This window comes from Streptomyces sp. NPDC006385 (assembly GCF_040612485.1).
Classification (GTDB): Bacteria; Actinomycetota; Actinomycetes; order Streptomycetales; family Streptomycetaceae; genus Streptomyces.
On the sequence record NZ_JBEXQG010000005.1, the window covers coordinates 1 to 25,468 of the forward strand.

General features: G+C 71.9%; 22 protein-coding genes and 1 pseudogene. 10 read left to right on the plus strand and 13 right to left on the minus strand.

Translation table 11 applies throughout. The features are described from left to right. Together ABZ078_RS04980 and coxB are read right to left on the minus strand one after the other, a co-directional pair. Nucleotides 1-242 (minus strand): annotated as a pseudogene (locus tag ABZ078_RS04980) (cytochrome ubiquinol oxidase subunit I); the annotation flags it as partial. After that, nucleotides 239-1,204, minus strand: coding sequence for a cytochrome c oxidase subunit II (gene coxB, locus ABZ078_RS04985; RefSeq protein WP_356571721.1), 966 nt, complete (start codon nt 1,202-1,204; stop codon nt 239-241). The gene coxB and the pseudogene ABZ078_RS04980, both read right to left, overlap by 4 nt. A 265-nt stretch (nt 1,205-1,469) precedes the next feature. On the opposite strand from coxB, the gene ABZ078_RS04990 reads away from it, so the two are divergent. Further along, entirely contained in the window at nt 1,470-2,849 is a 1,380-nt protein-coding gene (locus ABZ078_RS04990) for an aminotransferase class V-fold PLP-dependent enzyme (protein ID WP_356571723.1), read from the plus strand. Between the two features lie 81 nt (nt 2,850-2,930). On the opposite strand, the gene ABZ078_RS04995 is transcribed toward ABZ078_RS04990, so the two are convergent. Next, nucleotides 2,931-3,905 carry a carbohydrate kinase family protein gene (locus ABZ078_RS04995; RefSeq protein ID WP_356571725.1) on the minus strand — a complete coding sequence of 325 codons (975 nt, stop codon included), beginning with the start codon at nt 3,903-3,905 and terminating at the stop codon, nt 2,931-2,933. Between the two features lie 131 nt (nt 3,906-4,036). Between ABZ078_RS04995 and ABZ078_RS05000 the strand changes: the two genes are divergently transcribed. Both ABZ078_RS05000 and ABZ078_RS05005 read left to right on the plus strand, forming a co-directional pair. After that, a complete protein-coding gene (locus tag ABZ078_RS05000; RefSeq protein WP_356571727.1) occupies nt 4,037-4,246 on the plus strand; it encodes a hypothetical protein in 210 nt (69 codons plus the stop codon). A 187-nt stretch (nt 4,247-4,433) separates the two neighbouring features. Continuing rightward, a complete protein-coding gene (locus tag ABZ078_RS05005; protein WP_356571729.1) occupies nt 4,434-6,200 on the plus strand; it encodes a hypothetical protein in 1,767 nt (588 codons plus the stop codon). A gap of 107 nt (nt 6,201-6,307) precedes the next feature. Here ABZ078_RS05005 and ABZ078_RS05010 read toward each other — a convergent pair whose 3' ends face one another. Further along, nucleotides 6,308-6,664 carry an iron-sulfur cluster assembly accessory protein gene (locus tag ABZ078_RS05010; protein ID WP_004001854.1) on the minus strand — a complete coding sequence of 119 codons (357 nt, stop codon included), beginning with the start codon at nt 6,662-6,664 and terminating at the stop codon, nt 6,308-6,310. Between the two features lie 326 nt (nt 6,665-6,990). On the opposite strand from ABZ078_RS05010, the gene nadA reads away from it, so the two are divergent. Beyond that, nucleotides 6,991-8,175: a quinolinate synthase NadA gene (nadA, locus tag ABZ078_RS05015; RefSeq protein ID WP_356571731.1), complete on the plus strand. Its 1,185-nt coding sequence runs from the start codon at nt 6,991-6,993 to the stop codon at nt 8,173-8,175. Nucleotides 8,176-8,196: 21 nt separating this feature from the next. Here nadA and ABZ078_RS05020 read toward each other — a convergent pair whose 3' ends face one another. The 6 genes from ABZ078_RS05020 to ABZ078_RS05045 form a co-directional block, all read right to left on the minus strand. Then, entirely contained in the window at nt 8,197-10,449 is a 2,253-nt protein-coding gene (locus tag ABZ078_RS05020) for a protein kinase (protein WP_356571733.1), read from the minus strand. 120 nt (nt 10,450-10,569) lie between these two features. Beyond that, the gene (locus ABZ078_RS05025; protein WP_356571734.1) at nt 10,570-13,710 is read right to left on the minus strand and encodes an efflux RND transporter permease subunit; all 3,141 of its coding nucleotides are present in this window, start codon (nt 13,708-13,710) and stop codon (nt 10,570-10,572) included. Nucleotides 13,711-13,889: 179 nt separating this feature from the next. Then, nucleotides 13,890-14,573, minus strand: a complete 684-nt coding sequence (locus tag ABZ078_RS05030) for a response regulator transcription factor (protein WP_356571736.1) — start codon at nt 14,571-14,573, stop codon at nt 13,890-13,892. Nucleotides 14,574-14,655: 82 nt separating this feature from the next. Further along, nucleotides 14,656-15,882: a histidine kinase gene (locus ABZ078_RS05035; protein ID WP_356571738.1), complete on the minus strand. Its 1,227-nt coding sequence runs from the start codon at nt 15,880-15,882 to the stop codon at nt 14,656-14,658. Between the two features lie 143 nt (nt 15,883-16,025). Then, a complete protein-coding gene (locus tag ABZ078_RS05040; RefSeq protein ID WP_356572080.1) occupies nt 16,026-16,304 on the minus strand; it encodes a hypothetical protein in 279 nt (92 codons plus the stop codon). A gap of 41 nt (nt 16,305-16,345) precedes the next feature. Further along, a complete protein-coding gene (locus ABZ078_RS05045) occupies nt 16,346-17,125 on the minus strand; it encodes a PspA/IM30 family protein (RefSeq protein ID WP_356572082.1) in 780 nt (259 codons plus the stop codon). A gap of 241 nt (nt 17,126-17,366) precedes the next feature. Between ABZ078_RS05045 and ABZ078_RS05050 the strand changes: the two genes are divergently transcribed. The 3 genes from ABZ078_RS05050 (at nt 17,367) to ABZ078_RS05060 (ending at nt 19,956) form a co-directional block, all read left to right on the plus strand. Next, on the plus strand, nt 17,367-18,011 hold the full coding sequence (locus ABZ078_RS05050; RefSeq protein WP_356571740.1) for a DUF3043 domain-containing protein: 645 nt from the start codon (nt 17,367-17,369) through the stop codon (nt 18,009-18,011). Between the two features lie 83 nt (nt 18,012-18,094). After that, the gene (locus tag ABZ078_RS05055) at nt 18,095-18,796 is read left to right on the plus strand and encodes a methyltransferase domain-containing protein (protein ID WP_356571742.1); all 702 of its coding nucleotides are present in this window, start codon (nt 18,095-18,097) and stop codon (nt 18,794-18,796) included. A gap of 56 nt (nt 18,797-18,852) precedes the next feature. After that, entirely contained in the window at nt 18,853-19,956 is a 1,104-nt protein-coding gene (locus ABZ078_RS05060; RefSeq protein WP_356571744.1) for a trypsin-like peptidase domain-containing protein, read from the plus strand. A gap of 47 nt (nt 19,957-20,003) precedes the next feature. Here ABZ078_RS05060 and ABZ078_RS05065 read toward each other — a convergent pair whose 3' ends face one another. Continuing rightward, nucleotides 20,004-20,216 carry a hypothetical protein gene (locus ABZ078_RS05065; protein ID WP_356571746.1) on the minus strand — a complete coding sequence of 71 codons (213 nt, stop codon included), beginning with the start codon at nt 20,214-20,216 and terminating at the stop codon, nt 20,004-20,006. A gap of 112 nt (nt 20,217-20,328) precedes the next feature. On the opposite strand from ABZ078_RS05065, the gene ABZ078_RS05070 reads away from it, so the two are divergent. Then, nucleotides 20,329-21,531, plus strand: coding sequence for a bifunctional adenosylcobinamide kinase/adenosylcobinamide-phosphate guanylyltransferase (locus tag ABZ078_RS05070; RefSeq protein WP_356571748.1), 1,203 nt, complete (start codon nt 20,329-20,331; stop codon nt 21,529-21,531). A gap of 63 nt (nt 21,532-21,594) precedes the next feature. Here the strand turns inward: ABZ078_RS05070 and ABZ078_RS05075 are convergent, their stop codons facing one another. Beyond that, nucleotides 21,595-22,410 carry a class I SAM-dependent methyltransferase gene (locus ABZ078_RS05075; RefSeq protein WP_356571750.1) on the minus strand — a complete coding sequence of 272 codons (816 nt, stop codon included), beginning with the start codon at nt 22,408-22,410 and terminating at the stop codon, nt 21,595-21,597. Nucleotides 22,411-22,625: 215 nt separating this feature from the next. On the opposite strand from ABZ078_RS05075, the gene cobT reads away from it, so the two are divergent. Then, nucleotides 22,626-23,771, plus strand: coding sequence for a nicotinate-nucleotide--dimethylbenzimidazole phosphoribosyltransferase (gene cobT, locus ABZ078_RS05080; RefSeq protein ID WP_356571752.1), 1,146 nt, complete (start codon nt 22,626-22,628; stop codon nt 23,769-23,771). A 75-nt stretch (nt 23,772-23,846) separates the two neighbouring features. Here cobT and ABZ078_RS05085 read toward each other — a convergent pair whose 3' ends face one another. Then, nucleotides 23,847-24,611, minus strand: a complete 765-nt coding sequence (locus ABZ078_RS05085; protein WP_356571754.1) for a hypothetical protein — start codon at nt 24,609-24,611, stop codon at nt 23,847-23,849. 73 nt (nt 24,612-24,684) lie between these two features. Between ABZ078_RS05085 and ABZ078_RS05090 the strand changes: the two genes are divergently transcribed. Further along, the gene (locus tag ABZ078_RS05090) at nt 24,685-25,464 is read left to right on the plus strand and encodes an adenosylcobinamide-GDP ribazoletransferase (RefSeq protein WP_356572084.1); all 780 of its coding nucleotides are present in this window, start codon (nt 24,685-24,687) and stop codon (nt 25,462-25,464) included. The last annotated feature ends 4 nt before the right edge of the window (nt 25,465-25,468 follow it).

A 25,468-nucleotide genomic window follows, 5' to 3' on the forward strand; every position in this document is an offset into this window, starting at 1 on the left:
TCGTTCGACATGATCTGCAGACCAGGCCGGGCGAGCTCGGCGCGCATGAGCAGCGCCATCACGCCACCGATCACGAAGAACGCGAACGACGTGACGAGGTACAGCGTCCCGATCGTCTTGTGGTCGGTGGTGGTGAGCCACTTGACCACGACGTTGCCGGGTTGCCTGCGCCTGACCGGCAGCTCGTTCTCGTACGAGTCCTCAGCTGCCGCGGCACCCTGGGGTTCGTTGAGGATGCTCACAGGTTTGTCGTCTCCCGGTTCTTCTCGTGGCTCGTCTGCGCGATGCCGGCGGGAACGTAACCGGTCTGCCCCTTCTTGGCGAGGTCCTTGAGGTGCTGCTCGTAGCGCTCGGGGGAGACGACCTTCACGTTGAACAGCATCCGGGAGTGGTCGACGCCGCAGAGTTCGGCGCACTTGCCCAGGAAGGTGCCCTCACGGTTGGGGGTCACCTCGAAGGCGTTGGTGTGGCCCGGGATGACGTCCTGCTTCATCAGGAACGGCACCACCCAGAAGGAGTGGATGACGTCACGCGAGGTGAGGACGAAGCGGACCGTCTTGCCCTTGGGGAGCCACAGGGTCGGGCCCGGGTTGCCCGTCTGCGGGTTCCGGGTGCCGGGGGTGCCGCAGTCGTAGACGCCGCCGGCGTTCGCCGGGAAGTCTTCCTTGTACCGGTTCGGGATCGCGTCCAGTTCCTTGGCCGTCTTGGCGTCACCGGTGGAACCTTCGACGTTCTCGATCATGTTGAAGCACCAGCTCCACTGGAAGCCGACGACGTTGACGGTGACGTCGGGCTTGTCCTTGAGGCTGAGGAGCTTCGACTCGTCGCGGGCCGTGAAGTAGAAGAGGACCGAGACGATGATGAGCGGGACCACGGTGTACAGCGCCTCGATGGGCATGTTGTACCGGGTCTGCGGAGGGACCTCGACCTTGGTGCGGCTGCGCCGGTGGAACATGGCGCTCCACAGGATCAGACCCCACACCAGCACGCCGACGGCGAGCGCAGCCGCCCAGGAACCCTGCCACAGGGAGAGGATCCGCGGAGCCTCTTCCGTGGTCGGGGTGGGCATACCAAGGCGGGGGAAGTCTTCCCAGTTGTACGAGCAACCGGTGGCTGTCGCCAGGACCAGGCCCGCGGTCATTGCCTGCAGCAGCTTCCGCCGCATCGGGCGCCGCGGCGAGCGGTCGGAGCCGTTGGGACTCACGTAGCGCCTTCCCGAGAGTCTCGCCCGCGCTGATTGGCTGCGGCCTGGCCTTCTCGCTGGTCGGTCGCCGCCCTGCGTCGGGCAGGGGTTTGGATGTTTATGCGGACCAAACCCTAGCCGACGCCCTCCGGGGGTTCGCGGGGAGGGGGGCCTACTGAGGTGGGGGGTTCGCTTGATTGGCGGCTGCGGGTTCGTTCGGCCTTGTCGCGCAGTTCCCCGCGCCCCTTTGGGGACGTTGCAGTGACCGGGCGTTTAGCGTTGCTGTGTGGGTTACTTCGACGCTGCTTCCAGTGCTCCTCTTCATCCCGTTGCCCGGCAGGCTCTCCAGGCCTCGCTCGATGAAGGGTGGGCTGATCCCGCACGTCTGTACAGGGAGGGTCGCAGGGCTCGGATGCTGCTGGACGCGGCTCGGGAGGCCGCTGCCGAGGCTGTGGGATGTCGTGCCGACGAGTTGGTGTTCACCTCGTCGGGGACGAGGGCCGTGCACTCGGGCATCGCCGGGGTGTTGGCCGGGCGGCGGCGGATCGGGCGTCACCTGATCGTGTCCGCCGTCGAACACTCCTCTGTGCTCCATGCGGCTGACACGCACGAGGCCGAGGGAGGGGCGGTCACACAGGTGGCGGTTGACCGCGCGGGGGCGGTGAGCGTGCGGGGGTACGCGGACGCCCTGCGGGCGGACACCGCGCTGGCCTGCCTGCAGTCGGCCAACCACGAGGTGGGGACCGAGCAGCCGGTGGCGGACGTGGCCGCCGTGTGCCGGGCGGCCGGGGTGCCGTTGTTGGTGGACGCGGCCCAGTCCCTGGCGTGGGGGCGGGTCGAGGGTGACTGGTCGGTGGTGACCGGGAGTGCCCACAAGTGGGGTGGGCCGGCGGGGGTCGGACTGCTCGTCGTACGCAAAGGGGTGCGGTTCGCCGCGCAAGGGCCCGTGGACGAGCGGGAGTCGGGGCGGGCGGCCGGGTTCGAGAACATCCCGGCGATCGTCGCCGCGGCGGCCTCGCTGCGGGCGGTGCGGGCGGAGGCGGCCCAAGAGGCGGTACGGCTGCGTGAGCTGACGGAGCGGATCCGGGCGGGGGTGGCTCGGCTGGTGCCGGACGTGGAGGTGGTCGGGGATCCGGAACGGCGGCTGCCCGGGATCGTCACCTTCTCCTGTCTCTATGTCGATGGGGAGACCTTGCTGCACGAGCTGGACCGGGCCGGGTTCTCGGTGTCGTCGGGTTCGTCCTGCACGAGCAGCACGCTGACGCCCAGCCATGTGCTGAAGGCGATGGGAGTGCTGAGCGAGGGGAACGTGCGGGTGTCGCTGCCGTTCGGGACGGCGGCGAAGGACGTCGAGCGGTTCCTGGAGGTGCTGCCCGGGGCGGTGGCGGGGGTGCGGGAGAAGCTGGGCGCGCCGGTCGCCGAGGCGGTCGTACGGGACGACGACGACCTGGTCGTGGACGCCCTCGGCAGGCGGTGCCCGATCCCGGTCATCGAGCTGGCGAAGGTCATCGGGGACGTGCCGGTGGGCGGGACGGTACGGGTGCTGAGCGACGACGAGGCCGCGCGGCTCGACATCCCGGCGTGGTGCGAGATGCGGGGCCAGGAGTACGTCGGTGAGGAGCCGGCGGAGCAAGGGACGGCGTACGTCGTCCGCCGGGTGAGCTGACGCCGTCGGGGGCGCGGGGCTGTGTCGATGCGCGGCTCCGCCGCGCCGGCACGACCAGCCCCCACGCACCCGCACCCGGCCTCAGCCCAGGTGAGCCTGGACCTCCTCAGCGGCGGCGGGTCCGTACGCCTTGGCGAACCGCTCCATGAAGTGCGCCCGGCGAAGCCGGTACTCCTGCGTCCCCACCGTCTCGATGACGAGAGTCGCCAGCATGCACCCGACCTGGGCGGCCCGCTCCAGCGACACCCCCCACGCCAGTCCCGACAGGAACCCGGCGCGGAAGGCGTCGCCGACACCCGTGGGGTCGGCCTTGCGCTCCTCCTCCGGGCAGCCGACCTCGATGGGGTCCTCGCCGTCCCGCTCGATGCGCACGCCCCGCGAGCCGAGGGTGGTGACGCGGTGGCCGACCTTGCCGAGGATCTCGGCGTCGGTCCAGCCGGTCTTGGACTCGATGAGGCCCTTCTCGTACTCGTTCGAGAAGAGGTACATCGCCCCGTCCAGCAGTATCCGGATCTCGTCGCCGTCCATCCGGGCGATCTGCTGGGAGAAGTCCGCGGCGAAGGGGATCCCGCGGGAGCGGCACTCCTCGGTGTGGCGGAGCATCGCCTCGGGGTCGTCGGCGCCGATGAGGACCAGGTCGAGGCCGCCGAAGCGGTCCGCGACGGTCTTCAGTTCGATCAGACGGGCCTCGCTCATCGCGCCGGTGTAGAAGGAGCCGATCTGGTTGTGGTCGGCGTCCGTGGTGCAGACGAAGCGGGCGGTGTGCAGGGTCTCGGAGATACGGACCGAACCGGTGTCGACGCCGTGGCGGTCCAGCCAGGCCCGGTACTCGTCGAAGTCGGAGCCCGCGGCGCCGACCAGGATCGGCTTCGTGCCCAGCTGACCCATGCCGAAGGCGATGTTGGCGCCGACGCCGCCCCTGCGTACGTCCAGGTTGTCGACCAGGAACGAGAGCGAGACCGTGTGCAACTGGTCCGCGACGAACTGGTCGGCGAAGCGGCCGGGGAAGGTCATGAGATGGTCGGTGGCGATGGAGCCGGTGACTGCGATGCGCACGGCGTGGAGTCTCCTGCGGGGAGGTTGGGTTGACAGTCCACGCTATCGTTCGTGACCGGGACTCTGAAGCGGCCGAAACTACCCGATAGTAGATCTTTCTTCGCGGGCTCCAGCGTGCATACGGTGCCGCTATGACGAAATTCGAGGTCCACGCCCCCGTTACGGCCGACCCGGAGGTCGACCTGGCGTCGCTGCTCGGCGACTGCGCGCGGATGGCGCCCCACTGGACCGTTCCCGACCGTGTCCTTCCCCTTCCGGTCTCCCCGTCACTCATCCATGGGGTCACCGTGCCGCCGAGGTCGGCGCGACTGCTGGACGCGATGTCGGACTACGGCGACTGATCGGCCCACGGCGGCCGATCGAACTCCGGCGGCCGAACCGGCGCCTTTCAGGGAACCGCGCGCTCCCCCGCTGCGTCCCATCGCTGTCCCCCGTGGAGGGGATGCGGGATACGACCCGACGGACCGGCTCTTTTGACAGGGTCGGGTCAGGGTCATGGGACATGTGCGCAGCCGAAGGAGCGATGCGGTGAACACCGAGCGACCCGAGAACGACGACACGGGCGCCGACGGCTCCGCCGAGGAGCAGGACGCCCGGCAGGAGAAGGACGCCGCGGGTACGGAGGCTTCCGGCGCCGAGGCGTCGGGAGCCGCGGAGAGCGGTGCGTCGGTTTCCGACACCGAGGACGGACCGGACGCCGAGGACGGACCGGACGCCGAGGCCGCCGAGGCCGCCGAGCCCGAGGGCGAGCACGACGCCGAGGGTGCCGGGACCGAGGTCGGGGGTCCGGATCCCGCTGCCGCTCCCGACGAGGACGAAGCCACCGGTCCGACCCGGCGCCGCTCCCCCGCCGTCATCGCCTCCGTCGCCGCCGCCGTACTGCTCGTCGGCGGTGGTGGGGCCTACCTCGCCGCGAACGCGTCCGGAGGGTCGGACGGTGGTACGACGTCCGCGGCGCCCGGCGGTGACACTCCCCCGCCGCTCCACCTCGACGGCTACACCGGGGGCGACACGGGCGGCATCGCGCCCGGCGAGCCCAACCCGTACGGCGTCACCTACGAGACCGACGACGCGCTGCCGGACGGGCCCGGCTCGGCGCCGGTGTACCGGGCCGGGGGCGAGGTCGGCAAGGTGGAGGTGGCGCGGCTGGCCGAGGCGCTCGGGATGGCCGGGACGCCGGTGGCGCAGGGGCAGACCTGGAAGGTCGGCGCGCAGGACGGGGCGGGACCCAGCCTGCAGGTGAACAAGCAGGCGCCGGGGACCTGGACGTTCTACCGCTACGCCCCCGGCACCGACGACTGCCGGAGCACCACCGTCTGCCAGAAGGACCCGGGCGCGACGGCCGCCGACCCGGTCGACGAGGAGACCGCGAAGAAGGCCGCCGCGCCGGTGTTGGAGGCGGTGGGTCAGGCTGACGCGAAGCGCGACGCGGGCCAGTTGATGGGCGCCCAGCGGGTGGTGAACGCGAACCCCGTGGTCGACGGGCTGCCCACCTACGGCTGGACGACCGGCGTGACCGTGGGCGCCGACGGTGAGGTGGTCGGCGGGAGCGGCCAGTTGAAGGCGCCGGTGAAGGGGGACACGTACCCCGTGCTGGATGCCGAGAAGACGCTGGGGCTGATGAACTCGGCGCCCGGGACCGACCGCCGCATGGGTATCGGGGGCTGCGCCAGTCCCGTACCGCTGAAGGACCGCCCTGAGGCGCCGTGCGATGCCGAGGCGTCGACGGGTGCGCCGGCGAAGGACACCGTCACGGTCGAGAAGGCGGTGTTCGGGCTGGCCGCGCACCATGTGGACGCGCGGCAGGCGCTGGTGCCGTCCTGGCTGTTCGAGGTGCGGGCGCCGGGCGCGCAGGACAGCTTCACGGTCACGTATCCGGCGATCGACCCGAAGTACCTGGCCACGGACACGCCCTCCGGGAAGCCGACCGAGCAGCCGAGCCCGCGGCCGAGCGGGCCGAAGGACGAGCCGACCTCGCCGCCCGTCACGCGGAACGTGGCGGTCGACGGCTACACGGCCGACGGCACGGAGCTGAACGTGGCCTTCACGGGCGGTGTGTGCGCCGACTACAAGGTGACGGCGAGCGAGAGCGACGACGAGGTGACGGTCCGGGTGACCGAGACCTCGCAGCCGGACAAGGTCTGCATCCTGATCGCGAAGCTGTTCCACAAGACCGTGCAGTTGGACGAGCCGCTCGGTGACCGGAAGGTCGTGGGCACGGACGGGCAGGAGATTCCGCTGGAGAAGCCCGGGACACGGCTTCCGGACGCGCCGCGGACGTCCGGGGCCCGGTAACGGCCCGGTAAGGGCCCGCGGACACGGGAAGGCGGCGGCCCCGTCGGAGGGGGTCGCCGCCTTCCCGTGTCCCGGCGGAGTCCCGTGGGTTCAGCCGCCCGGCCGGCTCAGCTGAAGGAGTCGCCGCAGGCGCAGGAGCCCGTCGCGTTCGGGTTGTCGATCGTGAAGCCCTGCTTCTCGATGGTGTCGACGAAGTCGATGGTGGCACCGCCCAGGTAGGGGGCGCTCATGCGGTCGGTGACGACCTTCACACCGCCGAAGTCCTTCTCGACGTCGCCGTCGAGGGAACGCTCGTCGAAGAAGAGCTGGTAGCGCAGGCCGGAGCAGCCGCCGGGCTGGACGGCCACACGCAGGGCGAGGTCGTCACGGCCTTCCTGGTCGAGCAGGGCCTTGACCTTGGACGCGGCGGCGTCGGTCAGGACGATGCCGTCGGTGACGGTGCTGGTCTCGTCCGATACGGACATCTACATCTCTCCCGGGTTGTACGGAGACTGCTTGCCGACGGTTGCAACCGGCGGGGCCGCGGATTCATTCCGGGCCGGGCGCTCGTCTTTCGGTCCCTCTTCATGCTCGCACACCGCGTGCGGAGCGGAAAACGCCTCTTCGGGGAATACGCGGGCCCCCACCGGGATTCACGTCACATCGACGCGATGGCCATCGTCAAACTGACATGAACCGGTTATGATAGATAGCGTCAATTCGACGAAAAGTCGATGAAGGTGTCCCGCATGACCCGCCGGGTCCGGTTCTTCCGGTCCCGGCGAGCCGCAGAACAGAAAGGGTGCGTGTCGTGACCACCGCCCAGACCCAGGAGCTCGACGTACAGCCGACGCCCCTCGCCCTGCTGCTCCTCGGCCGTGAGGCCGACCCGAGGAGCGAGCGCGGCGTCGAGTGTCCCGGTGACCTCCCCTCGCCGTCCGACCCGGACCTGGTCGAGCGCGCCCGCGCGGCCAAGGCGAAGCTCGGGGACAAGGTCTTCGTGCTCGGCCACCACTACCAGCGCGACGAGGTCATCCAGTTCGCGGATGTCACCGGCGACTCCTTCAAGCTGGCCCGGGACGCGGCCGCGCGTCCGGAGGCCGAGTACATCGTGTTCTGCGGCGTGCACTTCATGGCGGAGTCGGCGGACATCCTGACCTCCGACGACCAGAAGGTCGTCCTTCCCGACCTCGCCGCCGGCTGCTCGATGGCCGACATGGCGACGGCCGAGCAGGTCGCCGAGTGCTGGGACGTGCTGACCGAGGCCGGCATAGCCGAGCAGGTCGTGCCGGTGTCGTACATGAACTCGTCCGCCGACATCAAGGCGTTCACGGGCAAGCACGGCGGCACGATCTGCACCTCGTCCAACGCCAAGCGGGCCCTGGACTGGGCCTTCGAGCAGGGCGAGAAGGTGCTGTTCCTGCCCGACCAGCACCTCGGGCGCAACACCGCGGTCCGGGACATGGGCATGTCCCTGGAGGACTGCGTCGTCTACAACCCGCACAAACCCAACGGCGGGCTGACCGCCGACGAGCTGCGCGCCGCGAAGATGATCCTGTGGCGCGGCCACTGCTCGGTGCACGGCCGCTTCAGCCTCGACTCGGTGAACGACGTGCGCGCGCGCATCCCGGGCGTGAACGTCCTCGTCCACCCCGAGTGCAAGCACGAGGTCGTCGCCGCCGCGGACCACGTCGGCTCGACCGAGTACATCATCAAGGCCCTGGAGGCCGCCCCGGCCGGCTCCAAGTGGGCCATCGGCACGGAGCTGAACCTGGTCCGCCGGCTGGCGAACCGTTTCGCACCCGAGGGCAAGGAGATCGTCTTCCTCGACAAGACGGTCTGCTTCTGCTCGACCATGAACCGCATCGACCTCCCCCACCTGGTCTGGGCCCTGGAGTCGCTCGCCGAGGGCAACCTGGTCAACCGCATCGAGGTCGACAAGGAGACCGAGGCGTTCGCGAAGCTGGCGCTGGAGCGGATGCTGGCGCTGCCGTAAGCCCTGCCGTCGGCCCCGCGCTCACCCCGACACGGGTTTCCGGTCGGGGTGAGCGGGGTCGAGGCTGAAGACGGTGCCGTCGGGGGTGGCCACGACCAGGGCGCCTCCCAGGAGCCGCACATTGGGGGCGGCCCAGCCGGAGTCGTTGCGTTCGGCACGCGGCAGCGTCTCCCACAGCAGCGTGCCCTTCCGCGCGTCGAGGGCACCCACCCGGCCGCTCTCACTGGCCAGGTACACGGCCCGTGTCCGGGAGTCGAAGGTCGCCTCGGACGGCTGCTCCAGGCTGGTCGGGGTCTGCCACAACTGCTCGCCGGTACGGGCCGACACGGCGGTCACCTGTCCGCTGGAGGTGGCGAACCACAGAGTGCCGCCCGCCAGCGTCACCTCCCCGGCGTACTCCTCGGCCAGCCTCGTCGTGCTGCTCGCCCCGGTGTCCGGGTCCACGAGCCGGATCCGGGCGTACACGGCGTCCTCGCCGATCAGCAGGTTTCCGCTCTCGTCCTCGTTCGCCTCCAGGAACAGCAGCCGGCCGTCGAGGGTGCCGAGGAGACCGGCTTCGTTCGGTACGGTCAGCCGGCGTGTCGAGCCGTCGGCCCGGTCCAGCGCCAGGACCAGCATGTCCGCGGGTTCCTCCGCGTCCGGGCTGCACTGCAGGTACAGCTCCTCGCCGGCCTCCGTGAACCCGCAGAAGTACTGCGGGGGCAGCTTCGCCGTCCAGCGCTCGGCGCCGGTTCGGGGCGAACGGGCGGTCACCGAGCCGCCGTCGCGGTCCGGGAGCACGACGACGTCGCCGGAGAGGATCACGTCGGCCCATGCGTCGCTCGTCGTGCGCTGCCAGAGCCGTTCACCGGTCCCGGTGTCGTAGGCGACGACCCTGGTCGTGCCTTCGTCGGCGCTGTCGGGATGGAAAAGCTGCTGGACCAGCACCGCGTCGTCCCGGACGCCGAGGAGGGTGAACTCGTACGAGCCCGTGTCGTTGCCGGACCGCACCGGCTCCGCGCGCCAGACGGTCTCGCCCGTCCTCCCGTCCAGGCGCAGGGGCAGAATGCCGTCGCCCGTGCAGTAGGCGGCGCCTTCGTACACCTGGCAGTCCGGCCCGCCCCGCATCCCGCCGCCGTCCGTGTCCAGCGGCTTGCGCACGCCGTGCGCGGCGGTCTCGTACACCGTCGTCTGCCATGGTTTCCAGCCGCTGGGCGGCTCCACCCACCGGGAGGGCGCGGGCGGTGCGGCCCCACGGCTGGTCTCCACCCATATCGGACCGAGCGTCAGATAGGCCGTCAGGCCGAGGGCGACGGCACCGACCGTGCCGGTCGCGGCCAGCAGCGGGCGGACACGGCCGCGGCGGCGGGAGCGGGGGGTGTCCGTGGGGGCGGCAGGGTCGGCGACGGTCGCGGAGCGGGTGACCGGGGTGGCCGGGGGCCGGTCCACGCGCAGGGTCACGGTGGCCGCGTCGCCGTCCGTCGGCTCGGGCAGGGCGGTCGCGAACTCCCCGGCCAGTTCCTCCAGTCCGGGCCGGTCCGCGGCGTCCTTGGCCAGGCAGCGCTCCAGGAGCTCGCGCAGCGGCTGACCGATGCCGTCCAGCACGGGTTCGTTGTGGACCACCCGGTAGGCGGTGAGATACGGGCTGTCGGCGTCGAAGGGGCCGCGCCCGGTGACGGCGTACACCAGCAGCGCGGCGAGCGAGAAGACGTCGGAGGCCGGGCCGACCGTGCGGGCGTCGGTGAGCTGTTCCGGGGACATGAAGGGCGGGGTGCCGATCATCTGGCCGGTCTCGGTGAGGGTGTTGTGGTTCTCGGCCGCGCGGGAGATGCCGAAGTCGATGACGCGGGGGCCGTCCTCGGCCATCAGGACGTTGGCGGGCTTGAGGTCCCTGTGCACCACGCCGGCCCGGTGGATGTCCCGCAGGGCCTCCACCAACCCCAGCGCGAGCTGGCGCAGTTCGCCGCCGCGCAGCGCGCCCCGGTCACGGATCCGCTGGGCGAGCGAGGGGCCGGGCACGTACTGGGTGGCCATCCAGGGCCGTACCGCCTCCGGGTCGGCGTCCACGACCGGCGCGGTGAAGGCGCCGCTGACCTTGCGGACGGCCTCGATCTCCTGCCGGAAGCGGGTGCGGAAGACCGGGTCCTCGGCGTACTGGGCGTGCACCACCTTGACGGCGACCTCACGGCCGGACCGCGATCTGCCCCGGTAGACGGCGCCCATACCACCGGCACCGAGCCGGTCGAGCAGCTTGTACCCGCCGACCGACTTCGGGTCGTCCTTGCGCAGCGGCACGCCCGACTTTCCTCCCCCGTGCGACAGTTCGAGGACTCAGGATACGTAACGGCGAGACGGCGGAGGCCGGGTACCGAACCGTCGGCGGTTCGGTACCCGGCCTCCCCCGGGGTGGGACGGTCACACGGACGCGGGCTCCGCCTCGTCCGAGGACGAGTCCGACGCCGCCGCCGACTGCTCGGGCAGCCCCGCCTTCTTCGCCCGCTTCGCCGCCCGCTTCCTCGCCCGGCGCTCCTTGCGGAGCTCCAGCATCGCGTACAGCGTCGGGACGAGGAGCAGGGTCAGCATGGTCGACGTGATCAGGCCGCCGATCACCACCACCGCCAGGGGCTGGGCGATGAAGCCGCCCTCGCCGGTGACGCCCAGGGCCATGGGCAGCAGGGCGAAGATCGTCGCCAGGGCCGTCATGAGGATCGGGCGCAGACGGTGGCGGCCGCCCTCGATCACGGCCTCGACGACGCCGTAGCCCTGGCTGCGGTACTGGTTGATCAGATCGATCAGCACGATCGCGTTCGTCACCACGATGCCGATCAGCATCAACATGCCGATCATCGCGGGGACGCCCATCGGGGTGCCGGTCGCCACCAGGAGGCCGATCGCGCCCGTCGCGGCGAACGGGATCGACACCAGGAGGATCAGGGGCTGGACGAGGGAGCGGAAGGTCGCGACCAGCAGCATGAAGACGATCGCGATCGCCGCCAGCATCGCCAGGCCCAGGTTGGCGAACGCCTCGTCCTGGTCCTCGGAGACCCCGCCGATCGCGGCCGTCGCGCCCGCCGGGAGCGTCAGCCCGTTGATCTTCGTCTGGAGCTCCGCGCTGACCGCTCCGGTGTTGTCGCCGGTCGGCTTGGCGGTGATCGTGGCGGCGCGTTGGCCGTCGATACGGGTCATCGAGACCGGGCCGTCCACCAGCTTCACGTCCGCGATGTCACCCAGCTTCACCGGGCCCAGCCGCAGGTCCTGAAGCTGCTTCAGCGTCCTGGCCGGCTTCGCCGACCTGACGACGACGTCCCGCTCGGTGTCGTCGAGGGTGGCCTGGGCCGCCGTGTTGCCGCGGACGGCCTGGGCGACCGCCATGCCGAGCGTCTGGTCGTCGAAACCGGCCGCGGCCGCCTTGTCGTTGGCCTTCACCGAGATGCGGGGCACGCTCTGCGCCAGGTCGCTGGTCACGTCCGTGACGTCGTCCAGGCCGGCCACCGCCTCGCGGACCTGCTCGGACGCCTTGCGCAGCACGTCCGCGTCGGCCGCCTTCACCACCACGCTCAGGTCCTGGGCGCCGAAGCCGTCACCGGCGGCGATGGTGGTCGTGCCGACGCCCTCCAGCTTCTTCAGGCCCGTCTCGATACGGGCTTGTACGTCGTCGTACGACGCCGAGTCCTCCAGCATCACCTGGTACGACGCCTGGTTGGTGTCGGTGCCGCCGCCGAAGGCCGCCATGAAGCCGGACGAGCCGACGGTGACCTGGTAGTCCTCGACGCCCTCGGTGGCGGCGAGCAGCTTCTCGACCTTCTTGGCCTGCTCGTCGGTGGCCGCGAGGCTGGTGCCCGGCTTCAACTCCTGCTTGACGGTGAGGACTTCCTGCTCGCCCTGGTCGAAGAAGTTCGTCTTCAGCAGCGGCGCCATGCCGAACGTGCCGATGAGGACGACGATCGCGAGCAGCACGCTCGTGAGACGGCGGCGGGTCGCGAAGCGCAGGACGGGGACGTACAAGCGCTGGAGCCTGCTCTTGGCCTCCTTCTCCTCGGCCACCCGACGCGCTTCCTCGGCGTCCTGCGGCGTGCCCTTCGGGGCGCGCAGGAACCAGTACGACAGGACCGGTACGACCGTCAGCGACACGAGCAGCGACGCCAGCAGGGCCGCCGTCACGGTCAGGCTGAACGAGCCGAACAGCTCGCCCACCATGCCGCCGACCAGGCCGATCGGCAGGAAGACGGCCACCGTGGTGAGGGTGGAGGAGGTGACCGCTCCGGCGACCTCGCGGACCGCCTTGAGGATGGCCTCCTGGCGCTCCTCGCCGTAGCCGAGGTGACGCTTGATGTTCTCCAGGACCACGATCGAGTCGTCGACGACGCGGCCGATGGCGATGGTGAGCGCGCCGAGCGTCAGCATGTTGAGGGAGAGGTCCCTCGTCCACAGGACGATCAGGGCGAGGACGACCGACAGCGGGATGGAGACCGCCGTCACCAGCGTCGAGCGGATGGACGCGAGGAAGACCAGGATGACCAGGACCGCGAAGAGCAGGCCGAGCGCGCCCTCGGTGGTCAGGCCGTCGATGGACTTCTTGACCGCGGGGCCCTGGTCGCTGACCACGGTGACCGTGGCGCCCGAGCCGAGGTCCTCGCGCAGCTCAGGGAGCTTGTCCCGGACCGCGTCCGAGATCGCGACCGCGCTGCCGTCACGGTCCATGGTGACCGCGACCGCGAGGGACGGCTTGCCGTCCGTGCGGGTGAGGGAGTCGGCCGGGGCCTGCTCCTGCTCGACCGTGGCCACCGCGCCGAGGCGTACGGGCTTGTCGGCGCCCTCGCCCGCGACCATCAGGTTCTCGATCTGCTCCAGCGAGGTGAAGCCGCCGCCCACCTGGACGGTGCGGTTGCCGCCGTCCTCGTCGAAGGAGCCGGCCGGGACGGTGGCACCGCCGGCCTGGAGGGCCTGCGAGAGGTCGGCCGAGGTGAGCCCCGCCTTCGCCAGTTTCGCGTCGTCGGGGGTGACGGTGACCTGGAGGTCCCGTACGCCGTCGACGGTGACCTGGCCGACGCCGTCGATGTCCTTGAGGTCCGGCACCAGGGTCCGGTCGATCCGGTCGGCCAGGGCCTGCTGGTCCGTGGCGGAGGTGACGGCGAGGACGACGGTCGGGATGTCGTCCGTGGAACCCGCGATGACCTGCGGGTCCACCTCGTCCGGAAGCTGGGCGCGGGCCCGGTTGACGGCCTGCTGGACGTCCGCGACGAGCTGCTGGGTGCCGGGGCCGTAGTCGAAGGACGCCATGATCACGGCGTTGCCGTCGCCCGCCGTGGAGGTGACGCCGGTGATGCCGTCGACCGCTTCGAGGCTGTCCTCGATGGGCTCGACGACCTGCTTTTCGACCACGTCCGGCGACGCGCCCTGGTACGGGGCGAGCACGGAGACCATGGGCAGTTCGATGGAGGGCAGCAACTGCTGCTTGAGCTGGGGTATCGCGATCGCGCCGAAGACCAGCGCGATGATCGACACCAGGCCGATCAGGGCACGCTGGGCAAGGCTGAATCTGGACAGCCAGGACATGGGTCGGGGTCTCTCTTCTGTGAGCAGCAGAAGTGGGCAGCGGGCGTGACAGAGGCGTCTGTCGCGCACATGTGAGCGCCCGCTCCTACACCCTGAGCCATCGGGGAGCCCGATTTCCTAGGCCCCAGGTCCATTTCCTTATACGGCGCATACTCCGGGCGCAGTACACCGCTTGCCGGTCACTCCACCCTTGGACGTACCAGCCCCGACTCGTACGCGATCACCACGAGCTGGGCCCGGTCGCGGGCGCCGAGCTTGGACATGGCCCGGTTGACGTGCGTCTTCACGGTCAGCGGGCTGACCTCCAGCCGCTCGGCGATCTCGTCGTTGGAGTGCCCGCCGGCGACCTGGACCAGCACCTCCCGCTCCCGGCCGGTGAGGGCGTCGAGCCGCTCGGAGCGAGCGGGGTCGCCCTCGCCGTCCCCGGTGCCGCCCTGGGCGAGGAAGCGGGCGATCAGGCCCTTGGTGGCGGCCGGGGAGAGCAGGGCCTCGCCGCCGGCCGCGATGCGGATGGCGGCGAGGAGTTCGTCGGGTTCGGAGCCCTTGCCGAGGAAGCCTGAGGCGCCGGCGCGCAGCGACTGCACGACGTAGTCGTCGACCTCGAAGGTGGTCAGGATGACCACGCGGACATGGGCGAGGGCGGGGTCGGCGCTGATCATGCGGGTGGCGGCGAGGCCGTCGGTGCCGGGCATCCGGATGTCCATCAGCACGACGTCCGCCCGCTCCTCCTTGGCCAGCCGCACGGCCTGGGCCCCGTCGGACGCCTCGCCGACGACCTCCATGTCGGGCTCGGAGTCCACGAGCACGCGGAAGGCGCTGCGCAGCAGGGCCTGGTCGTCGGCGAGCAGGACGCGGATGGTCATGCGGGGTCCTCCGCGGGGCGCGAGGTGGGTGGCTTGGCGCTACGAGAACTTCCGCGGGGTGCCCGGGAGTTCCGCGAGCGGGTCACACGGTGCCTTCAGCGGCCTCGGTGGCTCCGGCGGCCTCGGTGGCTCCGGCGGTCTCGGTGGCTTCCGTGGCGCGGGTGGGGTTCTTGACCGGCAGGATCGCGTGGACGCGGAAGCCGCCTCCGTAGCGGGGGCCGGTGGTGAGGGTGCCGCGCAGGGCGGTGACGCGCTCGCGCATGCCGAGCAGGCCGTGGCCACCGCCGCCGGGGGTGTCGTCGTCGACGGCGCCGTCGTCGAGGACGGTGATCTCGATGTTCGGGCCCACGCGGACGACGCTGACCTCGGCCTTGGCGTCCGGGCCCGCGTGCTTCTGCACGTTGGTGAGGGCCTCCTGGATGACGCGGTAGGCGGCGAGGTCGACGGCGGCCGGGAGCGTGGCGCCCTGGTCCGCGCGGGCGACCTCCACCCGCAGGCCCGCACTGCGGAAGGTGCCGGCGAGTTCGTCGAGGCGGTCGAGGCCGGGGGCGGGTTCGGTGGGGGCCTCCGGGTCGCCGGACTGCCGGAGCAGGCCGACGGTGGCACGGAGTTCGTTGAGCGCCGAGCGGCTGGCCTCGCGTACGTGGGCGAGGGCCTCCTTGGCCTGGTCGGGACGCTTGTCCATGACGTGGGCGGCGACTCCGGCCTGCACATTGACGAGGGCGATGTGGTGGGCGACGACGTCGTGCAGGTCCCGGGCGATACGCAGGCGCTCCTCGGCGACGCGGCGGCGGGCCTCCTCCTCGCGGGTGCGCTCGGCTCGCTCGGCGCGTTCGCGGATGGCGGCCACGGCGGCGCGGCGGCTGCGGACCGCGTCGCCGGCGGTGGCGCCGATGCCGGTCCAGGCGAAGATGGAGAGGTTCTCCTGGGCGTACCAGGGCAGGGGGCCGGCGAGCATGGCGGAGCCGGTCAGGACGGTCATGGTGAGCAGGCCGACGCGCCAGGTGGTGGGGCGGTCGGTGGTCGAGGCGACGGTGTAGAGCGCGATGACCGCGGACATGGCGACGGGGGCGCGGGGGTCGCCGGTGACGGACTCGACGAGGGAGACGGCGCCGGTGAGGGCGAGGACCGTCATCGGGGCGCGGCGGCGGAAGACCAGGGCGGCGGCGCCGAGGGCGATGAGCACGAGGCTGAGCGCGTCAGGGGTGCGCAGGGCCCAGGTGACCCCGTTCTCCCCGTGCGGGTCCACGAACGAGCCGGCCACCATGCAGGCCAGCACGCCGACCGCCAACGCCGCGTCCAGCGCCATGGGGTGCGCCTTGAGATGACGCCGGACGCGATTGCCTGCGGGGCTCGGAACGGGGGCCAACGGAAGGTTCCTCGTGTGATGTGCCCGGCGTGCGATGTGCCCGGCGTTGCGGTCCGCGTCGCCCCGGGGCTGCCGGCGTCGGCTCACCCCGGGATCAAGCCGTCGTCGCTCAACAGCTCCCGGACCTCCTCCAGTGTCGCGTCCGGGGAGGGGAGGATCAGTTCCGACGGTTCCAGGGAGGCGTCGGGCAGGGGTTCGCCCACTTCACGGACCTTGGCCAGGAGGGCGGCAAGGGTGCGGCGGAAGCCGGGGCCGTCGCCGTTCTCCATTTCCAGCAGGAGCTCGTCGTCGAGCTTGTTCAGCGCGGGCAGGTGGCTGTCGGACAGCTTCACCTGCCCCTCACCCATGATCCGGACGATCATGTCGCCCATCTCGCCCTCCTCGGCGTGGGCCCCGCCGTCGGCTACTGCTTGTCGAAGCGCGGGGTGTCCTGCGGCTGCTGCTGGGACTGGGGCTGGGCCTGGCCGGCACCGCCCTCGATCGCCTGCTGCGAGGACGAACCGCCCGCCAGCTCCGCCTTCATGCGCTGCAGTTCCAGCTCTACATCCGTACCACCGGAGAGCCGGTCCAGCTCGGCCTGGATGTCGTCCTTGTGCATGCCGGACTGGTCGTCCAGGGCGCCGGAGGCGAGGAGTTCGTCGATCGCTCCGGCGCGGGCCTGGAGCTGGGCCGTCTTGTCCTCGGCACGCTGGATCGCCAGGCCGACGTCGCCCATCTCCTCGGAGATGCCGGAGAACGCCTCGCCGATCCGGGTCTGGGCCTGCGCCGCGGTGTACGTGGCCTTGATGGTCTCCTTCTTGGTACGGAAGGCGTCGACCTTGGCCTGGAGCCGCTGGGCCGCCAGGGTGAGCTTCTCCTCCTCGCCCTGGAGGGTGGCGTGCTGGGTTTCCAGGTCGGTCACCTGCTGCTGGAGCGCGGCTCGCCGCGACAGCGCCTCGCGGGCCAGGTCCTCCCGGCCCAGGGCGAGCGCCTTGCGGCCCTGGTCCTCCAGCTTCCCGGACTGCTGCTGCAGCTGGTTCAGCTGGAGCTCCAGGCGCTTGCGGGACGTGGCCACGTCCGCCACGCCGCGGCGGACCTTCTGGAGCAGCTCCAGCTGCTTCTGGTACGAGTAATCGAGGGTCTCGCGCGGGTCCTCGGCCCGGTCAAGGGCCTTGTTCGCCTTCGCGCGGAAGATCATCCCCATACGCTTCATGACACCGCTCATGGGCTTCGCGCGCCCCCTTCTGACGTCCAGCTCCAGCTCTGCGACAGAACCCACAGTACGGGCCCTGCATCCATTGACGCACTGTTCGGGGACGGATGCGCTCATCCCCAAGGACGACTGCTGACGCTCCCGCTCCGGCGTAAGGAGTAGGTGGCTCCCGGACCGTCTGCAACGTTCCCTCTGTCCCCCTACGACGACTGGTGTTGCCGGATCGTTCCCCATGGGGGTGGGGTCCAACCCCTGCCACCCCGTACCCTTGGGTTTTGTGTTCCGTAGCCGTGCCAAGGAAGAGAAGGCCCAGGCCGCCGACAAGGCGCCGGTGACCGACTCCACTCAGACCCGTCACCCCGAGGCCCCGAAGGGCCGCCCCACGCCCAAGCGCAGTGAGGCCCAGTCGCAGCGTCGCAGCGTGGCCAACACGTCGATGACGCGCAAGGAGGCCGCCAAGCGCCAGCGCGAGGAGCGCCGGGCCGCCCTGGAGAAGCAGCGCCAGGCGCTGGCCGGGGGCGACGAGCGGTATCTCCCGGCCCGTGACAAGGGTCCGGTCCGCAAGTTCGCGCGTGACTTCATCGACTCGCGTTTCAACATCGCGGAGTTCTTCCTGCCGATGGCCGTGATCATCCTCGTGCTGAGCATGGTCCGGGTGGCGGCGCTCCAGAACATCGCGCTGCTGCTGTGGCTCGTCGTGATCGTCCTGATCGTGCTCGACTCGCTGGTCACGGGCGTCCGCCTGAAGAAGCGGCTCGCCGAGCGCTTCCCCGACGACAACAGGCGCGGCGCCGTCGCCTACGCGCTGATGCGCTCCCTCCAGATGCGCCGGCTCCGGCTGCCGAAGCCGCAGGTCAAGCGCGGAGAGCGGCCCTGACCGCAACCGCTTTTCCCGGGGGTGCGGCCGATGCCTGGCTGAGCGGGCTGGGCGGGCTGCGTGATGTCGTACGACAGGAGCTGGTGGCCCGGCAGCTCGACGAGCAGATAGCCGGGCGGTTCCCGGTCGGGCAGCGGCTGCGGGTGCTCGACGTCGGGATGGGCCAGGGCACGCAGGCGCTGCGCCTGGCCAGGGCCGGGCACCAGGTGACCGGTGTCGAGCAGGACCCGAAGATGATCGCGGCGGCCCGCGAGGAGCTCGCCGGCGAGCCGGAGGGGATCCGGGAACGGGTCCGTATCGTCCAGGGGGACGGACGGGACACCGGCGTGCACTTCCTGCCGGGCAGCTTCGACGTCGTGCTGTGCCATGGCGTGCTGATGTACATCGAGGAGCCCGATCCCCTGCTGGCCGGGCTGGCCCGGATGCTCGCCCCGGGCGGACTGCTTTCGCTGCTCGTGCGCAACGGCGACGCGCTGGCCATGCGGCCGGGACTGGGCGGGGACTGGGCCGGTGCGCTGACCGCCTTCGACACGACCGCGTACCGCAACCGGCTGGGCCTCGACGTCCGGGCGGACCGGCTGGCCGAGCTGACGGCGACGCTCGCGGGGATCGCGGCGCCGCTGCACGCCTGGTACGGCGTACGGGTCTTCACCGACACGGCGGTGGACGGGGCGGAGGTCCCGGCGGACCTGGAGACGTTGCTGGCGGTCGAGGAGCGGGCCGGGAAGACGGATCCCTACCGGAGCGTCGCGGCGTTGCTGCATCTGTGCGGAGTGCGCGGCTGAGCTCGTTCGGGTGAGCAGCACAGGCCGACGCCGGCCCCCGAAGCGAGACTCGGGGCATGGATGCTCGCCGTTTCCGTGCCCCGCGCCCGATCGTCACGGTCGCCGCCCTGCTGTGCTGTGCCGGCCTGCTGTCGGGGTGCTCCGACTCCCCGTCCGCCCGCTCCGGCGAGTCCGGCGAGAAGGAGGACTCGACCACGCGGGCCGCGCAGGCAGCCGTACCGAGGGCGGCCAGGGCCGTCGACGATCTGGAGAACGGCTACCTGAAGGTGATCGAGGACGTGCTGCCGTCGGTCGTGCAGATCATGGCCAGGAACGATCTGGGGTCGGGCGTGGTCTACGACGGCCAAGGGCACATCGTCACCAACGCGCATGTCGTCGGCGACGAGGAGACGTTCCGGGTGACGACCGCCAACAGCGAGGACACCATCACCGCGAAGCTCGTCTACTCGTACCCGCAGCAGGACCTCGCCGTCATCAAGCTGGACAGGGTGCCGCGGGGGCTGAAGGCGGCGAGGTTCGGGGACTCGTCGAAGGTCGAGGTCGGGCAGATCGTGCTGGCCATGGGCTCGCCGCTCGGGCTGTCGTCCAGCGTGACGCAGGGCATCGTCTCGGCGACCGGACGGACCGTCACCGAGAGCCGTGCCGAGGGCGGTACGGGCGCGACGATCGCCAACATGGTGCAGACGTCGGCCGCCATCAACCCCGGCAACAGCGGTGGTGCCCTGGTGAACCTCGACAGCCGGGTCATCGGCATCCCGACCCTCGCGGCCACCGACCCCGGCCAGGGGGACGACGCGGCGCCCGGCATCGGGTTCGCGATCCCGGCGTCGACGGTGCGCACGATCGCCGACCAGATCGTGCGGGACGGCAGGGTCACCGAGTCGGGCCGGGCCGCGCTCGGCATCACGGGCCGTACGGTCGTGGACGAGGACTACCGGGTCGCGGGCGTCGCCGTCGTCGAGGTGATGGCGGGCGGGGCGGCCGACAGGGCCGGGATCGAGCCCGGGGACGTCATCACCCGGCTCGGTGACACGGACATCACGACCATCACCTCACTCGCCGAGGCGCTGGCCTCCGCCCGGCCGGGTGAGCGGACCACGGTGACGTACACGCGCGACGGCAGTGAGAAGACCGTGGATGTGACGCTGGGTGAGCAGTGAGGGGGCGGTGGGGTGAGGGCCCTGTTCCCCCTCACCCCGTCCGCCGTCTACGACGCGTCGGCGTGCAGGCTCATCGGCCCGTAGATCTCCGTGGCGTCCTCGAACAGCCGTACCTGGTCCGCGCCGCCCTCCTGAAGTGCCTTCCAGTGCTCCCCGATCCAGGACTCGGCGTCCCCCTGGGTGGTGAACTCCTCGGGCTGCACCGCGGGCTGGACTTCCGCCCCGTCGGCCTTCTCGAACCGCCACGTCCATGCCGCCATGTACGCCTCCAAGGTGTCAGCACGTGCAGAACAGCAGCCGGATCTTGGTCCGGCTCCTGCGCTGAGCCTAGCCGGATGCGCAAGACCTGCGCGGACACGCGAAAATCAGTCCGTGGAACTGACTCTGCTCGGCACCGGTGCCCCCGCGGGACTGCCCCGCCCCGACTGTCCGTGCGCGGCCTGTGCGAGCGCGCTCGGTGATGACGCGCGGGCGGCGACCGCCTTGCTCGTGGACGGGGCGCTGCTGCTCGACCTGACGCCAGGGGCGGCGTTCGCGGCGGCTCGGGCGGGGCGTTCGCTGGGGGGCGTACGGCAGGTGCTGCTGTCGCATCCGCACGACGGGCCCGCCGTCGAGGTGCCGGCGGGGCTGCCGCAGCCCGGCCGGGTGCCGGACGGGCGGGAGTTGACGCTGCTTTCGGGGCATCGGGTGCGGGCGGTGGCGTTGGACTCGCCGGGCACGGGGTACGCGCTGACCGGGCCGGACGGGCAGCGGCTGCTGTATCTGCCGCCGGGGGGCTCGCCGGCCGGGCTGGAGGAGGGGGCCGTCGGGATGTACGACATGGTGGTCGCCGATGTCGTGGGGCGGCCGGACGCGCTGGCCAGGCTGCGGGCGGTGGGCGCGGTCGGGCCGACGACCGATGTGGTCGCCGTCCATCTGGACCATGACGTACCGCCGGGCGCCGAGCTGCGGCGGCGGCTGGCCGCGGCGGGGGCGCGGGCGGTGCCGGACGGGGAGACGCTGGTGGTGGGGGCCTACGAGGACGTGCCGGACGTGCCCCGGCGGACGCTGGTGCTGGGCGGGGCCCGGTCCGGCAAGTCGGTGGAGGCGGAACGGCGGCTGGAGTCCTTCCCGGACGTGCTGTACGTGGCGACCGGGGGCACGCGGGGCGGCGACCACGAGTGGGCGGCGCGGGTCGCCGCGCACCGGGAGCGGCGGCCGGGGTCGTGGCGTACGGCCGAGACCTGCGAACTGGTGCCGCTGCTGGCCGAGGACGGGGCGCCGCTGCTCGTCGACTGTCTGTCCCTGTGGCTGACGGACGTGATGGACTCCGTCGGGGCGTGGGACGACGCGGTGTGGGCGGACGGCGGGGAGCGGGCGTTGCGGGAGCGGGTGCGGGAGCTGACGGACGCGGTGCGGGCCACCCGGCGGACCGTGGTCGCCGTGTCCAACGAGGTGGGCTCGGGGATCGTGCCGGCGACGGCGTCGGGGCGGCGCTACCGCGACGAGCTGGGACGGCTGAACGCGGCGTTCGCCGGGGAGTGCGAGCAGGTGGTGCTGGTGGTGGCGGGGCAGGCGATCGTGCTCCGTGGTTAGGGTCTGTTGCGAAAGCGGCGTCGTCGCCCGGCAGGCGCCGCTTTCGCAACAGACCCCAGGGCCTCAGGCCGGTGCCATCGGCTCCTTGCGGGCGATGACGCGGTAGGCGTTCGCGAGGGGGGTGCGGCGCAGTACGGGGGCCAGGACGAGGTCGAGTGCCCAGGCCGCGGCGATCAGGGGCGCGCCCACCAGCGCCAGGACCGGGGACAGCAGGCGGCTCAGCACCCGTGAGGTCGTGACGGCGATGTCGTACGGGGTGTGTGCGGTGCGGTCGATCGAGACGATCGCGCAGCCCTGGGACCGGAGCTCCTCGCACAGCGTGTGCACGGGCAGCAGGTGCAGATGGCCGGGTCCGCTGTGCGGGGTCCACCACGCGCCGAGCAGCAGGGCGAACACACCGCGCGGGTTGGGGAGTTCGAGGAGCAGGTGGCCGCCCGGGCGCAGGACCGCGAGGGCGGCGCGGAGTTCGGCGCGGGGGTCCGGGGCGTGCTCCAGGTGGCGGAGCATGCTGACGACGTCGTAGCGGGCGCGCAGCCGGGCCGTGACGCGGGGGTCCGTCAGCCGGCCGACGTAGGCCTCCTCCACCCGCTCGGCCACGCGCGCGTGCAGGACGCGGTCGGTGGGGTCCAGGCCGTCGAACGCCGTGTACGGGAAGACTTCCTTGGCCGCCTCGGGGAAGCGGGCGTCGCCCGTGCCCACGTCCAGCCAGCTCTCCGGCTCCGGGAAAGGGAGCACCGCGCGGGCGGCGGCTCTCAGGCGGCGGGCCGGCGCCTGCCGTGCCAGCCACAGGTACCGGGGGACGTAGGTGTGGTCCCGGCACGGGGCGAGGGTGAACGCGCAGGCGGTGTGGCGGCGTTGGGCGGGTGCGGTCGCGGTCATGGTGGCTCCCGGGCGCGAGGGCGTACGACGGGGGCGTACGGCGGGGCATACGGCGGGACGGTGCGAGCATGCCCCGACAATCCACTGCAAAACGGAACGTATGGGATGGCGATCTTGGGTGCAACGACGTCACGCCCATGCGGCCGTGCCGTGGCGCGGCCCGTGGTGGCGATGTGGCGCCCTTCTGTTCGACCGGTGCCGGTACTGTTCGGCGAATGAGCTCGCTTAATCTCGACGACTTCTCCGAACTGATCGAGCGCCCCGACGGTGGGGTGCGCCGTGACGCCGAGGCGCGCCGTGAGCGTCAGATCGTGCCGCCCGGAGCCCTGGGCCGCCTCGACGACCTGGGTGAGTGGCTGGCGGCGGCGCAGTCCGCCGTGCCGGTGCGGCCGATCGAACAGCCGCGGGTCGTGCTGTTCGCCGGGGATCACGGCATCGCCGAGCTGGGCGTCTCGGCGCGGCCGGCGGGCGGCGCCGGGGAGTTGGTGCGGGAGATCCTCGAGGGCGGCCGGCCGGTGTCCGTGCTCGCGCGCCGGCTCGGGGTTCCGGTGCGGGTCGTCGACATGGCGCTGGACTGCGATCCGGCGTCGCTGCCGGAGGCCGTCGTACGGCACCGGGTGCGGCGCGGCAGTGGCCGTATCGACATCGAGGACGCGTTGACGCTCAAGGAGGCCGAGGCCGCCTTCCGGGCCGGGGTGGCGGTGGCCGACGAGGAGGCCGACTCCGGTACGGATCTGGTGGTGCTCGGCGATGTGAGCGTCGGCGGGACGACGGCGGCCGGGGTGCTGGTCGCCGCGCTGTGCGGGACCGATGCCTCCGTGGTCACCGGGCGGGGCGGGCTGGCCATCGACGACCTGGCGTGGATGCGCAAGTGCACGGCGATCCGGGACGCCCTGCGCCGGGCGCGGCCCGTGCTCGGGGACCAGGTGCAGCTGCTCGCGACGGTCGGCGGCGCCGACCTCGCCGCGATCACGGGGTTCCTGCTGCAGAGCGCGGTGCGCAAGATGCCGGTGGTGCTGGACGGGGTGGTGGTCGCCGCCTGCGCGCTGGTGGCGCAGCGGATCGCGTTCCGGGCGCCGGACTGGTGGCTGGCCGCGCACGACAGCGGGGAGCCGGGGCAGGCGAAGGCGCTGGACCGGATGGCCCTGGAGCCGCTGCTCGACCAGGGCGTGCGGGTCGGGGAGGGGGCCGGGGGCCTGCTGGCCCTGCCGACGGTGCAGGCCGCGGCGGCGCTGGCGGCGGAGCTGCCGGAGAAGCCGAAGGAGTCGGAGGAGTCGGAGGAGTCGGAGGAGTCGGAGGAACCGGTGACCGAGGAAGCGGTGGCTGAGAAAGCGGTCGCTGAGGGGCCTGAAGCCGAGTAGGGGCGCCCTGACGCTCCCGGGCGGCGGTCGCGGCGGTCGCGGCGGTGCTGGTGTGTGCGGGGTGGCGGCGGTGCGTCAGTGGCGTTCCAGGGCCCGGGCCGGGTCCGCGTCGGGCGCGCCGCCGATCCAGTCCTGAAGCTTGCGGCTGGGACCCGCCCAGCGCCGGTCGTGGTGGTAGGCGCGTAGCTGGGCCTTGGCGCGGGCGCGCGGGCGGCGGCGGTAGAAGCGCTTCGCCCAGGGCGAGGTGGGCCGGGCCAGGCGGATGGCGCCGAACAGGGCGACGAACGGGACGATCACCCCGAAGATCGCCATACGTGCCTTGCCCTTGGCGAGGGCGATCAGGGCGAGGAGGAAGTTCCCGGCGATGGTGCTGAGCACCGACCCGCGGTTCTGCATCTCGTTCTCGTCGAGGTCGTTGACCCCGAACGGCGCGAAGCCGAGGAGGAGCAGGCCGACCAGGGCGGCGGTGAGCACGACCACCTCGACGCTCTTGCGGCCGGCCTCGGTCCAGTAGACGTCGTCGAGATGCAGGATCAGCGCGAACTCGTCCATGACCAGGCCCGCGCCGATCCCGAAGACCACGGCGGCCGTGGCCGAGCCGAAGCCGCGCTGGCCGCCCGCGACCGCGCAGAAGCCGCCGATGACCGTGAGGACGACTCCGGGCACGACGTGGTGGATGTGGACGGCGCCGGTCTCGATGTTACGGAAGGGGCCTTTGCCCGCGCGGATGAGGCGGGTGATGACGCGGGTGACCGCGAACGTGACCACGAAGGCGGTCAGAGCCAGGAGCAGGGGGAGTTTGCCCGGTTCGATGATGTTGCGCTGCCACCAGTCACCCATGTTCTCAGTGTCTCCGTGACAGGGGTGGGCTGCCTGGCGGGCACGGCGTCCGGGCTAGTCTGCGGCCGTGTTCATGACCCGCCCGCCCCTGCACGGTCTCCGCTTCGCCTTCGGCACGCTCAGTGTGCTGCCCGTCCGGGTGAGCCGGTGGGACCGGGAGGCCGCGCGCGGTGGCATGCTGTGCGCCCCGTTCGTCGGGGTGGTCCTCGGCTGCGGTGCCGCCCTCGTCGCGCTGGTGCCGCTGTTCCTGGGCGCCGCTCCCCTCCTCGCCGCGGTCGCCGGCGCCGCCGTCCCCGCCGTGCTCACCCGGGGGCTGCATCTCGACGGGCTCGCCGACACGGCCGACGGGCTCGGCAGCGGCAAGCCCGCCGAGGACGCGCTGCGGATCATGAAGCAGTCGGACATCGGGCCCTTCGGCGTCATCACGCTCGTGTTCGTACTGTTCGCGCAGGTGGCCGCACTCTCCGAGCTGTACGCCGACTCGTGGGCCCGCGGCGCCCTGGCCACCGTGGTGTCCGCCGTCGCCGCCCGGCTCGCGCTCACCCTGGCCGCACGGACGGGCGTGCCCGCCGCACGACCGGAGGGGCTGGGAGCCGCGGTGGCCGGCGTCGTCCCGGTACGGGCCGCGGTGGCCGTCGCCCTGGCCGTGACCGGCGTGGCCGCGGCGGTGGGGGCGCTGCTCGGGACGCGGGACATCGCCCGCACCGCGCTCGCGGTCCTCGCGGCGCTCACCGCCGCCGAACTGCTCCTACGGCACTGCACCCGCCGCTTCGGCGGCGTCACCGGCGACGTCTTCGGCGGACTCGCGGAGACGGCGGCGACGACCGCGCTCGTCGTGCTGTCCCTGGGCTGACGAC